At 45.5% G+C, this 14,278-nt stretch carries 14 protein-coding genes; all 14 read right to left on the bottom strand.

The genetic code is table 11. The features are described from left to right. Nucleotides 1-45: 45 nt before the first annotated feature. The gene (der, locus tag H9L11_RS09885; RefSeq protein WP_017820569.1) at nt 46-1,542 is read right to left on the bottom strand and encodes a ribosome biogenesis GTPase Der; all 1,497 of its coding nucleotides are present in this window, start codon (nt 1,540-1,542) and stop codon (nt 46-48) included. Between the two features lie 167 nt (nt 1,543-1,709). Beyond that, a complete protein-coding gene (gene bamB / locus H9L11_RS09880; RefSeq protein WP_005381696.1) occupies nt 1,710-2,870 on the bottom strand; it encodes an outer membrane protein assembly factor BamB in 1,161 nt (386 codons plus the stop codon). A 12-nt stretch (nt 2,871-2,882) separates the two neighbouring features. Beyond that, nucleotides 2,883-3,497, bottom strand: a complete 615-nt coding sequence (locus H9L11_RS09875; protein ID WP_064376909.1) for a YfgM family protein — start codon at nt 3,495-3,497, stop codon at nt 2,883-2,885. A gap of 126 nt (nt 3,498-3,623) precedes the next feature. Then, nucleotides 3,624-4,892 (bottom strand): histidine--tRNA ligase, encoded by a 1,269-nt coding sequence (hisS, locus tag H9L11_RS09870; RefSeq protein WP_205390723.1) that lies wholly within the window; start codon nt 4,890-4,892, stop codon nt 3,624-3,626. Between the two features lie 26 nt (nt 4,893-4,918). Next, on the bottom strand, nt 4,919-6,037 hold the full coding sequence (ispG, locus tag H9L11_RS09865) for a flavodoxin-dependent (E)-4-hydroxy-3-methylbut-2-enyl-diphosphate synthase (RefSeq protein ID WP_005381699.1): 1,119 nt from the start codon (nt 6,035-6,037) through the stop codon (nt 4,919-4,921). A gap of 6 nt (nt 6,038-6,043) precedes the next feature. Further along, complete coding sequence (gene rodZ / locus H9L11_RS09860; RefSeq protein ID WP_005383707.1) at nt 6,044-6,994, bottom strand: cytoskeleton protein RodZ; 951 nt, start codon at nt 6,992-6,994, stop codon at nt 6,044-6,046. Between the two features lie 435 nt (nt 6,995-7,429). Further along, on the bottom strand, nt 7,430-8,557 hold the full coding sequence (locus H9L11_RS09855; protein ID WP_017633913.1) for a bifunctional tRNA (adenosine(37)-C2)-methyltransferase TrmG/ribosomal RNA large subunit methyltransferase RlmN: 1,128 nt from the start codon (nt 8,555-8,557) through the stop codon (nt 7,430-7,432). A 373-nt stretch (nt 8,558-8,930) separates the two neighbouring features. After that, nucleotides 8,931-9,356 (bottom strand): nucleoside-diphosphate kinase, encoded by a 426-nt coding sequence (gene ndk, locus H9L11_RS09850; protein ID WP_005381702.1) that lies wholly within the window; start codon nt 9,354-9,356, stop codon nt 8,931-8,933. Nucleotides 9,357-9,451: 95 nt separating this feature from the next. After that, a complete protein-coding gene (gene pepB / locus H9L11_RS09845) occupies nt 9,452-10,750 on the bottom strand; it encodes an aminopeptidase PepB (protein WP_064376911.1) in 1,299 nt (432 codons plus the stop codon). A 161-nt stretch (nt 10,751-10,911) separates the two neighbouring features. Then, nucleotides 10,912-11,106 (bottom strand): Fe-S cluster assembly protein IscX, encoded by a 195-nt coding sequence (iscX, locus tag H9L11_RS09840; RefSeq protein ID WP_005381711.1) that lies wholly within the window; start codon nt 11,104-11,106, stop codon nt 10,912-10,914. A 44-nt stretch (nt 11,107-11,150) separates the two neighbouring features. After that, nucleotides 11,151-11,489, bottom strand: a complete 339-nt coding sequence (gene fdx, locus H9L11_RS09835) for an ISC system 2Fe-2S type ferredoxin (protein ID WP_005381713.1) — start codon at nt 11,487-11,489, stop codon at nt 11,151-11,153. A gap of 13 nt (nt 11,490-11,502) precedes the next feature. After that, complete coding sequence (hscA, locus tag H9L11_RS09830; protein WP_017820567.1) at nt 11,503-13,356, bottom strand: Fe-S protein assembly chaperone HscA; 1,854 nt, start codon at nt 13,354-13,356, stop codon at nt 11,503-11,505. A gap of 21 nt (nt 13,357-13,377) precedes the next feature. After that, the gene (hscB, locus tag H9L11_RS09825; protein ID WP_042521163.1) at nt 13,378-13,893 is read right to left on the bottom strand and encodes a co-chaperone HscB; all 516 of its coding nucleotides are present in this window, start codon (nt 13,891-13,893) and stop codon (nt 13,378-13,380) included. Between the two features lie 55 nt (nt 13,894-13,948). Further along, entirely contained in the window at nt 13,949-14,272 is a 324-nt protein-coding gene (gene iscA, locus H9L11_RS09820; RefSeq protein ID WP_005381717.1) for an iron-sulfur cluster assembly protein IscA, read from the bottom strand. Nucleotides 14,273-14,278: the final 6 nt, after the last annotated feature.

Raw genomic sequence — 14,278 nt, 5'->3', positions numbered from 1 at the left:
TTGATAAAAAAATACCCAAGTAGAAACTTGGGTATTCGAATTTCATTATTTATTGCGGTTTTTCACCATCGACATCATACGTTTGCGTTTACGCTCTTGTGATAGCGTAAGCTTATTCGTACGGTTCTCGTATGGGTTATCACTGTTGTGGAAGTTAATGCGAATCGGTGTTCCCATAATTTCCAGAGACTTACGGAAGTAGTTCATCAGATAACGTTTATACGAATCTGGCAATTCACGAACCATGTTACCGTGGATAACAACGATCGGTGGGTTGTAACCACCTGCGTGTGCGTATTTGAGTTTGATACGACGACCACGAACCATTGGCGGTTGGTGATCATCCACAGCCATCTTCATGATACGCGTCAGTACTGACGTACCCACACGCGTTGTCGCCGAGTTATATGCTTCTTGAATAGATTCAAACAAGTGACCAACGCCAGTACCGTGCAGCGCAGAGATAAAGTGGATACGCGCGAAGTCGACGAATCCTAGACGGCGGTCCAGTTCTTTCTTCACGCTTTCTTTCACGTCACTGTCTAGACCATCCCACTTGTTAACGGCGATGACAATTGAGCGGCCAGCATTCAGTGCAAAACCAAGCAAGCTTAGGTCTTGGTCTGAAATATTTTCACGTGCATCAATCACCAGTAGAACGACGTTTGCATCTTCTACCGCTTTCAGCGTCTTAACAACAGAGAACTTTTCAACCGTTTCATTGATACGACCACGACGACGAACACCTGCGGTATCAATTAGTACGTATTCGCGTCCATCACGCTCCATCGGGATGTAGATAGAATCGCGCGTTGTACCAGGCATATCGTATACAACCACACGTTCTTCACCCAGAATACGGTTAGTCAGTGTCGATTTGCCTACGTTAGGACGACCGATGATCGCCAACTTAATCGGCTGCTCTTGAAGGCGTTTGAATTCAGCTTCTGCGTCTTCTTCAGTGTAATCTTCAACAAGAGGCTCTTCGTCTTCGAATCCAGTCAGGTCTTCAATCTCACCTTCTTCAGATTCACTTGTTAGTAGATCATCAAAGAATGGAGATAAAGCACGCTCAAGCAAAGCGGTCACACCACGGCCATGAGCAGCCGCAATCTGGTACATATCATCCACGCCGAGCTGCCAAAAATCAGCACACGCCGCATCGGCATCAATACCATCGATTTTGTTTACTACCAGCATCGCTGGCTTTTCAATTTTACGCAGATGCGCAGCAATTGCTTCATCTGAAGGTGTCAGACCAGCACGACCGTCAACAAGGAACAATACAACATCAGCCTCATCAATCGCGGCTAATGACTGTTCTGCCATCTTTGTTTCCACGCCTTCTTCTGTGCCATCGATACCACCAGTATCAATCACAATGAATTCGTGCTCTTCACCAAGTCTCGCCTGGCCATATTTACGGTCTCGCGTTAGGCCTGGAAAGTCCGCAACCAACGCGTCACGAGTGCGAGTCAATCGGTTAAATAGTGTAGATTTACCTACGTTCGGACGCCCTACTAGAGCTACAACAGGTACCATAACAACCTCTACAATAATCTTTCTTCTGTAGTTATAGGTAACGACTTGCTCGATGCCAAATCAAACCAGCTTTTTACCTATAACCACGTCAGGGTTAATAAATTCAAACAACAAAACGGCTCCTAGCTGTCACCAGCCAGGAGCCGAATGTGAATTATATCACGATATTATTCGTTAATGGTTAGTTTCTTTACATCGCCGTTGCGAGTTGTAATCACATAACCATCCGACAATAACGTCGGGCCAACTGCCAAGCCACTATCATCGACAAACTGCTGCGCAACAAATTCGCCCGTTGAACGATCCATCCAGTGAAGGTAACCAAGCGTGTCACCGACAACGAGATAATTGCCAACAATAACTGGCGCTGTAAGTTGTCGGTGCTCAAGCAAGCTGTTTTCCCACAACTCAGTCCCGCTTCGTGAATCAACGGCAACAACATGATCTTTTTCCGTTATCACAAAGATGCGACTACCATCTGTAGAAATGTCTGTCGCAGATGAGTAATTACGTTTCCAAATCGGGTTCGCTGAACGCAAGTCAATGGCGATAAGTTGACCATTGTATCCAATGGTGAAAAGAGTACCGCCTAGCACAATTGGCGATGAATCAACGTCAACCAAACGATCAATTTCTGTCGCGCCTTTTGGCGTACCAACAGGCTGTTGCCAAATCAACTGACCACGCTCAACGATAGCAGCTGCGAGTCGGCCATTTGCCGTTCCCCAAAATACACCGCCGCCAATTGCAGTTGGAGTACTGTCGCCACGTAAAGTTAAGTTCGGCACTTCTGTACTCAATGCCCAGCGTTGCTCACCTGTACTCTCATTAAGGGCAATCAACATGCCTCGGCTAGTATTGATGATAATAAGGCCTGAATCTGCAACTGGCTTCGCCAGTACCTCACCACCAACTTTTACACGCCAAACAATTTCACCTGTTTCTTGGTCAAGAGAGATGACTTCACCATTCTCAGAGCCAATGTAAAGGTTTCCGTATGCCGCTGTGATACCACCAGAGAGACGAGCAATGACATCTTCTTCTAGGTCCGTTTGCCAACGTTGTTTACCATTCTCAGGATCCAGCGCTTTTACTAAGCCATCACGACTTGCCACGAACAATGTATCATTCGCAAATACAGGGGATAGCTTTGAAAAGTAATGACCGACACCATCGCCAACCGATGTGCTCCACTCACTACTGGTTGTAAACTGACTGTCTACCTGAGGTAGTGGCGCCATTACAATGGTGTCTTTCTCACCTGCACAACCGGCAAGTACTCCCATTGTTAACGCCCCTAGCAAGGCTTTCTTAAAGACTCTTTTCATCCAATGCGGTCCTTATTTCGCCAGATCGTCCAATTTCATTTGTAGTGTCGGGCTTGCATCTGCCGCTTGCTGAGCTTCAGTATACGCAGCGTACGCAGCATCTTTGTCACCTTGGCGAATCGCAATATCGCCACGAAGTTCAGCAATACGACCTGTCCATGCTGTATCAGTGACGTTACTTAGCTCTGCCGTTGCAGCGTCGAAGTTACCCATTTCCGTCTCAATACGCGCAATGCGGTAACTAATCAATGGTAACAACGCAGCATCTTGAATGTTGCTTTGCGCCCACTTCAGTTGCTCCAATGCAGCAGAAAGGTCTTGAGCTTCAACTTGTGCTTTAGCAAGTTGTAGCGCAGCCAATACTGAGTATTCTTTTACTTCATTTGACTCAATGAAAGCTTTCACGTCAGCTTGAGCATCAGTGCCTTTGTCTTGCAAAGCATTCATTGCTGTCGTGTAGCTTTGAGAAGCTGCTTCACTCGCCTGAATCACAGAATCCTGGTAGTAACGCCAGCCAAATAGACCACCTAAACCAACGACCGCACCGATGATGACGGCTTTGCCGTTTTCCTTCCACCAGTCTTTAATGGCTTCAACTTGTTGTTCTTCAGTATCGTAAAGTTCCACTTCCTGTCCTCTTAAAACATGTAAATGGCAGCTTAGCTGCCATTGTTCCTATTTCGTTTAAAGGCTCCACATTTGGGAGCCTTAGCTTACGAACTAGGATGTAATTTTGTTAGATTACTAAAAGACTTAAATCAGTGCTGCGATCTTTTCTGCAACTTCTGCTTGGTTGTAAGTCTCTTGCTCACCACCAGCTAAGTCTTTCAGTACTACGGTATTATCCGCAACTTCGTTTTCGCCCAGAACCAATGCTACAACAGCACCAACTTTGTCTGCGCGTTTAAACTGTTTCTTGAAGTTACCGCCACCGAAGTGATTCATCACACGAACGCCTGGAACAGACTCGCGAAGCTGTTCTGCTAGCTTCATTCCTGCCATCATGGTGCCTTCACCCGCTGTGACTACGTACACGTCAACACTGCGACGAACGTCTGTCAGTTCCAACGTTTCTAGCATCAGTACTAGACGCTCTAGGCCCATTGCAAAGCCAACCGCTGGTGTTGGTTTACCACCTAATTGCTCTACAAGACCATCGTAACGACCACCGCCACATACAGTGCCTTGAGCACCTAGGCTCTCAGTGATCCACTCAAATACCGTGCGATTGTAGTAATCCAGACCACGAACTAGACATTCGTTAACTGTGTATTTGATACCTGCAGCGTCTAAAAGTTCACATAGACCTGCGAAGTGTGCTTTAGATTCTTCACCCAAGTAATCTGAAAGGCGAGGCGCATCACCTAAAATAGCTTGAACGTCTGGGTTCTTCGTATCCAGAACACGCAGTGGGTTCGTGTGCATGCGACGCTTACAATCTTCATCTAGCACATCAATATGTTGCTCAAGGAATGCAACCAGTGCAGTACGGTAGTCTGCGCGGTCTTCTTGAGAACCGATAGAGTTCAGCTCAAGACGAACATGTTCATTGATACCTAGCTCACGCCATAAACGCGCCGTCATCATGATAAGCTCTGCATCAACATCTGGACCATTTAGACCAAACACCTCAACACCACACTGGTGGAATTGACGGTAACGACCTTTCTGCGGACGTTCATGGCGGAACATAGGCCCCATGTACCACAGACGCTGTTCATCACGGTTGATAAGGCTGTTTTGAATACATGAACGTACACAACCCGCCGTACCTTCAGGGCGAAGTGTTAGGCTGTCGCCGTTACGGTCATCAAAGGTGTACATTTCTTTTGAAACGACGTCTGTTTCTTCACCAACAGCGCGGCTGAATAGGTTTGTTTCTTCAACGATTGGCATGCGCACTTCGTTATAACCGTATGCGCTAATTACATTTTTCACTGTGTTTTCTAGTTTTTGCCACAGTGGCGACTGAGTTGGGAGGCAATCGTTCATGCCTCGAATTGCTTGAATTGTTTTTGCCACAATACTTACCGTAATTCTCGTTGAGATTAATCTTGTACTTTAACTTCGATGCGGTTTTCGCCATTCATCATAGCTGCTTTCGCACGGATCTTAGCTTCTAGCTTATTCACAAGGTCATCGTTATCAAAGCGCTCTTTCTGGCGTTTACCATCTTCGTAGAATGCGCTCTTCTTGTTACTACCTGCTAGACCTAAGTGAGAAACTTCTGCTTCACCAGGGCCGTTTACCACACAACCGATGATAGACACATCCATTGGCGTGATGATGTCTTCTAAACGTTGCTCCAGTGCATTCACCGTACCAATCACATCGAATTCTTGGCGTGAGCAGCTTGGGCACGCAATAAAGTTGATGCCTCGAGAGCGAATGCGCAGAGATTTAAGGATGTCGAAACCGACTTTGATTTCTTCAACTGGATCGGCAGCCAAAGAGATACGCAGCGTATCGCCTATCCCTTCAGATAACAGCATACCTAAGCCAACAGATGACTTAACAGCGCCAGCTCGAGCACCACCCGCCTCTGTGATACCTAAATGAAGAGGCTGATCGATTTTCTTCGCCAGCAGACGATATGAATCCACCGCAAGAAAAACGTCTGAAGCTTTCACGCTAACTTTAAATTGGTCAAAGTTAAGACGATCGAGATGGTCTACGTGACGCATCGCCGATTCAACCAAGGCTTCTGGCGTAGGCTCACCGTATTTCATCTGTAGATCTTTTTCCAAAGATCCACCATTGACACCAATACGGATCGGGATATTTTTATCGCGAGCGCAATCAACAACAGCGCGAATGCGCTCTTCATTGCCGATGTTACCTGGGTTGATACGTAAACAGTCAACTCCGTACTCCGCCACTTTCAGCGCGATACGATAGTCGAAATGAATATCAGCCACTAATGGTACAGAAACTTGCTGTTTAATCAGTTTGAAAGCTTCTGCTGCGTCCATCGTAGGTACAGAAACTCGAACGATATCTGCGCCGACTTTTTCTAGTGCTCGGATTTGAGCGACTGTCGCTTCTACGTCAGTCGTGCGAGTGTTAGTCATTGACTGTACTGCAATTGGCGCACCATCACCAATTGGCACATCACCCACATAAATACGCGTCGATTTACGACGAATAATTGGAGATTCGTGTTGCATAATTTTTTATAACGGTAGAGTGAATCTAGCTACTTTGCCTGAAGTATACCCAGAAAGGTCGACAGGTTCACTTGCAAATGTCATTGTAACCCCTTCCGGTGCGCCTAATATCACTTTAAATGGCGCTTTTCCGGTAAGTTCTACATCTTGTCCTGGCTTATGAGTACCACTTACCAGCGTTTTACCATTGGTGTCTTTTACTTGAATCCAACAGTCCGCTTTAAACTTCATAGTAAGAAGTGTCATGCCTTCAGGTACTACTGGCGCAGGCTGTTCCTCTTCCGCCGCTTCAATCACGGCAACAGGTTCTTCAGAATCTACGCTTGTTGTATTTTCAGTTTCAGTCAGCAAAGGATCCGCCCCTTGCTCAACGGGTGCTTCAGTCAATTCAGCAACACCTTCATTAGTTGAAGCAACTTCTTCAGGAGTGCTTGCGATTAACTCTTCAGCCGTCATCAAATCGATATCAGCTAATTCTTGAGCAGTGGGCTGCGGCGCTTCAACACTTGAATCCGTTACTTCCTTAGTTAGGCTATTCTCTTGTTGGTTTTGCCACCACCATGCAGCTGAAATGCCAATAATGACTAGCCCGATAACCCAAGTAAGGAGCATAATACGGCTATTGTGCTTCTCGTCTTTTGTTTTACGAGAGAAGCTTTGCATTTCAATTTCTTGCTCTTGAGGCTGAGCATCGGCAGTCTGCTCTAACGCCGTCAAAACCACCTTCTCATCAAGACCTACGAATTTAGCGTAAGAGCGTAAGTAACCACGCGTAAATGTCGCGACTTGTTGAGATTCAAATCGGTTATTTTCAATATCTTCAATCACAGAAATGCGAAGCCTCAGGCGGTCGGCAACTTGCTTTTGGCTCATTCCCAAGGATTCACGTTTGTTTTTCAGTAATGTGCCAGCTTCAATAGAGAGTGGCACTTCATTCGTATTTTCGTGTTCTGTCATAATGGCGGTATTTAATCTGTTTTAGTGGCTAACGTGGTCATGTATTTTCGTTATTTTTCTTAAGCCTCTTTAAAGATAGCTAGCCAAAACGCGTTAACCAAAAATAATAATTTTAAGAAACTCTCAGCGATCTGAGTGCGAATACCCGTTTTGCAAAAATCAGCAAAACGTATGTGAGAAAGTGCTGAGAATTATCGGTGTCATCGTTAGTGTTACATATCATGATAAGCGAATGCGCAACGAAGACAAAAACTCTTTACACTCAAACTAACAGATAGCTCAAGCTTTTGTCCAAACTTTGACAAAGGAATTCGAAATTATACCCAAATAACCTTAGGTTGAAGAGTGATAGTCCCAAATCTTGGCGAAAATGTCCTAAACAATAAACAAAATAGCCAGAGCGAATGGCTCTGGCTATTTTTGAATTCCGGTCGTTTATACAGCTTTCACTTCAATGGTATCGGCACCGCGTGACGCTTTCAGCATTGCCGTACGTTTAGTTCGGTCAATTACATCACCGACCAACTGACCACATGCGGCATCAATGTCATCACCACGTGTTTTACGAACCGTAACTGTGTGCTCGTATTGCATCAATGTTTTTTGGAAGCGATCAATACGTGAGTTACTTGGTTTCTTGTAAGGTGAACCTGGGTACGGGTTAAACGGAATCAAGTTAATCTTACATGGTGTGTCTTTCATCAATTCAGCCAGCTCGCGTGCATGGTCCATGTCATCGTTCACATGATCAAGCAACACGTACTCGACTGTTACCTTGCCACGGTTTGCATTCGATGAAGCAATGTAACGACGAACGGATGCTAGGAAATCTTGAATATCCCAACGATCGTTAATTGGCATGATTTCACTACGCAGCTTATCGTTTGGCGCATGAAGAGAGATCGCCAACGCAACGTCGATTTTGCCCGTCATCTGATCAAGACCAGAAACCACACCTGATGTTGATACGGTTACGCGACGCTTCGACAAACCAAAGCCAAGGTCATCCAACATTAACTCCAGTGCTGGAATCAAGTTCTTCATATTAAGAAGCGGCTCACCCATACCCATCATCACGACGTTCGTAATTGGGCGACGGCCTGTTTCTTTCTCAAGACCAATTTCACGTGCAGCACGCCACACCTGACCGATGATCTCTGAAACTTTCAAGTTACGGTTAAAGCCCTGCTGTGCTGTTGAGCAGAACTTACATTCCAATGCACAACCTACTTGAGAAGATACACAAAGCGTTGCGCGATCATCTTCTGGAATGTAAACCGTTTCTACATCCTGATCACCAACCTTCATTGCCCACTTGATCGTGCCGTCTGAAGAATGCTGAGCTTCTGCTACAGTTGGTGCTTTAATTTCACACTTGTGTAAAAGCTTTTCGCGCAGCTTCTTGTTGATGTTTGTCATTTTTTCGAAGTCATCTACACCGAAATGGTAGATCCACTTCATAACCTGATCGGCACGAAACGCTTTCTCGCCAAGTTCTTCCGCGAAAAACTGACGCATGCCTTTGCGATCAAAGTCGAGTAGATTGATTTTTTCAGTGGTCATGTTGCCTCTCAATGACTGAAACAAGAATAAGGGCGCGAATTGTACAGCCTTTATGCAGCTACAACAAGGGGTGTAAGACCCTGAGTTTGCTAAGGCATTAAAATAAAAACGATTAAATTTTAATCAGGCTTTACGGTGAGAATAATGATTAGACAACCGACAACAAAAGCGTAGAAGTGGTACAGAGAAAACAGTGAGAACAAACACACGTAACTAAGCTTTCACCCCTGTAAGATGCTCAGATTAGCCAACATCTTCGCGAATAATTACGAATGAACTCGCCGGTGAAATGGAGAATGCGGAATAAAAAACCTCGGACAATTCCGAGGTTATTACGAACTAGATCATCACGCAAAAGTGATGCATGAACGAGTTAGCGAGAGAAAACTTCTGATTCAGGGAAGAAAAACTCAATTTCACGAGCGGCAGACTCAGGGCTATCTGAACCATGAACTGAATTGTGACGCATGCTGAGTGCGTAATCAGCACGCAAAGTGCCACATGCCGCGTCCTCTGGGTTGGTTTTACCCATTAGCTCGCGGTAACGTGCAATCGCATTTTCGCCTTCCAATACCTGAACCATAATAGGACCAGATGTCATGAACTCTTTTAGAGGAGGGAAAAACTCTTTACCTTCATGCTCTGCATAAAAGCCGCTTGCCTGATCTTCTGTCAGGTGAACCATTTTGGCAGCGATGATACGTAGGCCAGCCTTTTCAATACGATTGTAGATTTCACCAATTAGGTTTCGCTCTACAGCATCAGGCTTAATGATTGAAAATGTTCTTTCTAGAGCCATAAAATTTCCTTTCTGTACTTGTAATAATAGTTGTGCTTTTAAAGTGACTTACTGGGTAAGAGCAGCACTCAAACAAGAGAGTGCTGCAATCAATCTTATTTTCCAGCTTGCTCATTGAGGAAACGAGCAAGTGTACGAACACCCATACCCGTTGCTCCCGCAGCCCATTTATCAGAAGCGGCTTTACGATACGTACCCGCACAGTCGAAATGTAACCAGCCTTTTTTGTAGTCCTCAACGAAGTAAGACAAGAATGCAGCTGCAGTACTTGCACCTGGAGAATAATCACCAGAGCTGATATTCGATAAATCGGCAAAATTAGATGGCAGCATTTCTCGATGGAAATCAGCAAGTGGTAGCGGCCACAAGCCTTCTTTTTCCTGGCTTGCCGCCGTAAGCGCTTGATGCGATAGCTCATCATCAAAGCTCATTAGCGCATGGTAATCGTTACCTAACGCATTCTTCGCTGCGCCTGTTAGCGTCGCGCAGTCAATGATTAACTCAGGCTTTTGCTCACTGGCGTAGATAAGACCGTCTGCAAGCACCAAGCGACCTTCCGCGTCGGTATTCATAATCTCAACGGTTTTGCCGTTTTTGTAAGTGATGATGTCGCCAAGCTTAAGGGCACGGCCAGAAACCATGTTCTCAGCACAACACAAGATCAGTTTTACGCGCTTGTTTAAACCGCGCAAGATAGCTAATCCTAGGCCACCAGTGATAGTACCCGAGCCACCCATATCTGCTTTCATTGCACTCATGAAGGTAGAAGGCTTCAAGCTGTAACCACCGGAATCAAAGGTGATGCCTTTACCCACAAGACATGCGAATACAGGTGCGTTTTCGTCACCAGTTGGGTTGTAGTCTAACTGAAGCATCGCAGAAGTACGCTCAGAACCACGGCCTACTGCGTAAATACCTTCCCAACCTTCTGCCAACAAGTCTTTGTCTTTGACGATACGTGCTGTCACCGTGCCTTTCGGCGCAACAGATTTGATGAATTCAGCAGCCATTGTCGCTAGCTGACGAGGAGCAACTTCTTCTGCCGTTTTGTTGATAATATCGCGGGTAAAATCAGTCGAAGTAATACGAGCTTGAAGCTCTGCTTGATCTTCATCAGACAATGCAGCCCACTCAACTGAGCCATGTTTTTTAGGGTTACGGAACCCTTGGTGGAAAGCCCATACGCTCTCTAGATCCCAGTTATCACCAGAAAGAAAAATAGAACGAATTCCTTGGCCATCTAGCTGACGAGCTGCACGTTGAATTGCGCCGAGATCATAACCTTCACCTAAGTGAATAGTTGCGCCGTTTTCAGCGAATGAAAGCAGTGCTTTTTCACCCCAATGTGGTGCTGCCGACTCTTGACTTAAAAATACAGACATCTGTGTAGACATGGTTTCTCCTTGTCTTATAGCAGCGTTGCCTACGCTGCTTCTTTTTAATAACTCACGGATGTTAGCATTATGTAGGGCAAAAATGTCAATTGGATAAAAAAACGGACCTAAAGGTCCGCTTTTTTTAGTAAGAATTGTTAACTAGGCTGTGTTTTACAGACTTAGTCTGCTTCGTCCATCCAGCACATGATAACGGCTTCTAGAATCTTTTCATTAGAACGGTTTGGCTCATCGTCAAACTCATCTAACTCCATGATCCATTGATGAAGATCGGTAAAACGCACTGTTTTTGGATCGACATCTGGAAACTTGTCACAAAGTTCAATCGCGATATCGCGAGAATCTGTCCATTTCATTGCTCATCTTCCTTTTGCTTCTTCCCTATATTGGGAAGATAGTTTTAGTGATCTTCTGAAGCGTGGTTTAGTGTGTATTTAGGAATTTCTACCACCAAGTCTTCATCAGCGATTCTCGCCTGACACCCTAGGCGTGACTCAGGCTCTAGACCCCACGCTTTATCTAGCATGTCGTCTTCTAGTTCTTCACTTTCTTCTAGTGAATCAAAACCTTCACGGATGATTACGTGGCAGGTAGTACACGCACATGACTTCTCACACGCATGTTCAATACCGATACCGTTTTTTAGCGCTACGTCTAGAACGGTGTCACCAGAGTTTGCTTCCAACACTGCACCTTCTGGGCACAAATCGTCGTGTGGTAATACAATAATCTTAGGCATAACTACTTATCTCTTATATATCGTCTACTGATTGACCTGACAACGCAGCTCGAATCGATTTATCCATACGGCGTGATGCGAAATCTTGGCTCGCTTTATCGGTATCTTTAATGCCTTGCTCTATCGCATCTGCATCATCACCATTACGCAGCTCAATCAAGGCTTCGATGGCTTTAATCAAGTTTTGTTTCTCTTGTTCTGATAGTAAGTCATCACCATCAGCTTGCATCGCTGCAATCAAACCTTCTATCACTCGGTCGGCTTCAACACGCTGCTCAGCTAAGGCACGAGCTTGCATGTCTTCTTTTGCGTGCGTCATTGAATCACGCAACATATCCGCCACTTCATTGTCACTTAAGCCGTAAGAAGGTTTTACTTGAATCTCTGATTGAACACCAGTGCTCTTCTCCATTGCCGTAACAGAAAGAAGGCCATCTGCGTCAACTTGGTAAGTCACGCGAATATGTGCCGCACCCGCTGCCATCGGAGGAATACCTTTTAACGAGAAGCGAGCAAGTGAACGACAGTCATCAACCATTTCACGTTCACCTTGTACCACATGAACACTCATCGCCGTTTGGCCATCTTTGAATGTGGTAAATTCTTGCGCACGCGCAACGGGAATCGTAGTGTTGCGGGGGATGATCTTCTCGACCAAACCACCCATGGTTTCAATACCGAGCGACAGTGGAATCACATCAAGAAGCAACATTTCAGAGTCAGGTTTGTTACCCGCTAGGATATCAGCTTGAATACCCGCACCGATTGCAACAACTTCATCTGGGTTAATGCTTGTCAGTGGTGTACGGCCAAAGAATTCGCCAACCATTTCTCGTACAAGCAATGTGCGTGTTGAGCCACCAACCATGACGACCTCGAGTACTTCATCTGCGTCGACATCCGCATCTTTTAATGCGCGACGACAAGACATCAGGGTTTTCTTCACTAGCGGACGAATCAGATCTTCGAACTGCTCGCGAGTCACGGTGCCTTTCCAACCAAAAACGTCAACGTCAACACTGTCTTGCTCAGAGAAAGCAATCTTAGCTTCAGTAGCAATGTTCAACAGTGTACGGTTCTTTTCTGCAGAAAGCGGCGCTTCTAGACCCGCTTGCTCCATTAAATAATCGGCAAATAGATGGTCGAAGTCGTCACCGCCTAATGCAGAATCGCCACCTGTTGCTAATACTTCAAATACGCCTTTCGATAAACGTAGGATAGAGATATCAAAAGTACCGCCACCTAGATCGTAAACCGCAATCACACCTTCTTGACCAGAGTCTAGGCCATAAGCAATTGCCGCAGCGGTTGGTTCATTAAGTAGACGGAGAACATGAAGACCAGCTAATTTCGCCGCATCTTTTGTACCTGCACGTTGCGCGTCATCAAAGTAAGCAGGAACGGTAATAACGACACCTGCTAACTCACCACCTAACGTATCTTCAGCTCGCTTACCCAATACTTTTAGGATGTCCGCAGATACTTCAATCGGGTTTTTGTCACCTTGAGGTGTTTGCAGAATTGGCAGGCCGTTTTCACTCTCTTTAAAACGATAAGGAAGTGAAGAGTAACGGGACTGAATGTCCTTTAATGAACGACCGATCAAACGTTTTACAGAGATAATCGTGTTCTCTGGTTCAAACTCTGCTTTGGCTTTGGCTTCGTGGCCGACCGTTAACGTTTCCTCAGCGTAATTAACGACTGAAGGTAAAATAGTACGGCCCTGCTCGTCCGCAAGTGGAGTTGCATCGCCGCTACGTACAGAAGCAACCAAAGAGTTGGTAGTACCTAAGTCGATACCCGCTGCTAACTTATGCTCATGAGGTGCCGAGCTTTGGCCCGGTTCTGCGATTTGAAGTAGTGCCATGATAGGTCCTTGTCACGCTTACTAGCCGAGGAGTTTGTCTTCGACTAGCTCAATTTCGTTCTTTAGTTTGGCAATGAATTTTAGCTTACGAACTCGGTCTGCGGCTTCAGCCCATAGACCATCATCAAGCTCTTGCTCGACGCTTGCCAGATGCTGTTTGTACATTTTGCTGACCTTAGAGTCGAAGTCAAAAAGCGCCGATTCAGGATCGGAGTTGTCAGCAATCTCTTCCAGTTCTTCGCGCAGTTCCATTTGCTCCATTAAGAACATCGGATCTTGCATCGTTTGCTGTTCACCTCGGATCTCAACACCTTGCTCTGCGAGGATATACTCGGCGCGAGAAATAGGATTTTTCAGAACTTGATAGGCATCGTTGATTTGCGCCGCCTTTTGCACCGCCATCAAACGGTCACGTTCTGAGCCCGTTGCAAAGTTATCCGGGTGGAAGCGTTTTTGTAGTTCTCGGAACTGAGAAGAAAGAAGGCTACCATCCAGCTTAAACTGACTTGGTAGCCCAAATAATTCAAAGTGATTCATTAAGTTCGGGTCCTAGTAAAGCCTTCCGGACTCGTTTGCCCAGAAGGACAATCAATTAGACGTTGAAGCTTTCACCACAACCACATTCACTTTTCGCGTTAGGGTTGTTGAATTCAAAACCTTCATTCAACCCTTCTTTCACGTAATCCAATTCAGTACCATCTAGGTACACTAAGCTCTTTTGATCGATGATAATTTTCACTCCAGAGAGTTCAAATACTTCGTCTTCTTCATTGAGCTCATCAACAAACTCAAGTACGTATGCCATGCCGGAACAACCAGTCGTCTTCACTCCAAGACGTAAACCGATACCTTTGCCTCGGTTATCTAGGAATGCTCTTACGCGACTTGCCGCTGATTCTGTCATTGTGATGGCCATACTGCA

Origin of the sequence: Vibrio sp. sp1, assembly GCF_016920955.1 — a bacterium.
Classification (GTDB): domain Bacteria; phylum Pseudomonadota; class Gammaproteobacteria; order Enterobacterales; family Vibrionaceae; genus Vibrio; species Vibrio alginolyticus.
Note: the sequence above shows the minus strand (reverse complement) of the source record. Positions and strands in the feature narration are given on the sequence as shown.

What these genes read in the sequence shown, in the direction of transcription:
- der (WP_017820569.1), bottom strand. Translation starts at nt 1,542, where the DNA reads ATGGTACCTGTTGTAGCTCTAGTAGGGCGTCCGAACGTAGGTAAATCT.
- bamB (WP_005381696.1), bottom strand. Translation starts at nt 2,870, where the DNA reads ATGAAAAGAGTCTTTAAGAAAGCCTTGCTAGGGGCGTTAACAATGGGA.
- ispG (WP_005381699.1), bottom strand. Translation starts at nt 6,037, where the DNA reads ATGCAACACGAATCTCCAATTATTCGTCGTAAATCGACGCGTATTTAT.
- rodZ (WP_005383707.1), bottom strand. Translation starts at nt 6,994, where the DNA reads ATGACAGAACACGAAAATACGAATGAAGTGCCACTCTCTATTGAAGCT.
- H9L11_RS09855 (WP_017633913.1), bottom strand. Translation starts at nt 8,557, where the DNA reads ATGACCACTGAAAAAATCAATCTACTCGACTTTGATCGCAAAGGCATG.
- ndk (WP_005381702.1), bottom strand. Translation starts at nt 9,356, where the DNA reads ATGGCTCTAGAAAGAACATTTTCAATCATTAAGCCTGATGCTGTAGAG.
- pepB (WP_064376911.1), bottom strand. Translation starts at nt 10,750, where the DNA reads ATGTCTACACAGATGTCTGTATTTTTAAGTCAAGAGTCGGCAGCACCA.
- iscX (WP_005381711.1), bottom strand. Translation starts at nt 11,106, where the DNA reads ATGAAATGGACAGATTCTCGCGATATCGCGATTGAACTTTGTGACAAG.
- fdx (WP_005381713.1), bottom strand. Translation starts at nt 11,489, where the DNA reads ATGCCTAAGATTATTGTATTACCACACGACGATTTGTGCCCAGAAGGT.
- hscA (WP_017820567.1), bottom strand. Translation starts at nt 13,356, where the DNA reads ATGGCACTACTTCAAATCGCAGAACCGGGCCAAAGCTCGGCACCTCAT.
- hscB (WP_042521163.1), bottom strand. Translation starts at nt 13,893, where the DNA reads ATGAATCACTTTGAATTATTTGGGCTACCAAGTCAGTTTAAGCTGGAT.
- iscA (WP_005381717.1), bottom strand. Translation starts at nt 14,272, where the DNA reads ATGGCCATCACAATGACAGAATCAGCGGCAAGTCGCGTAAGAGCATTC.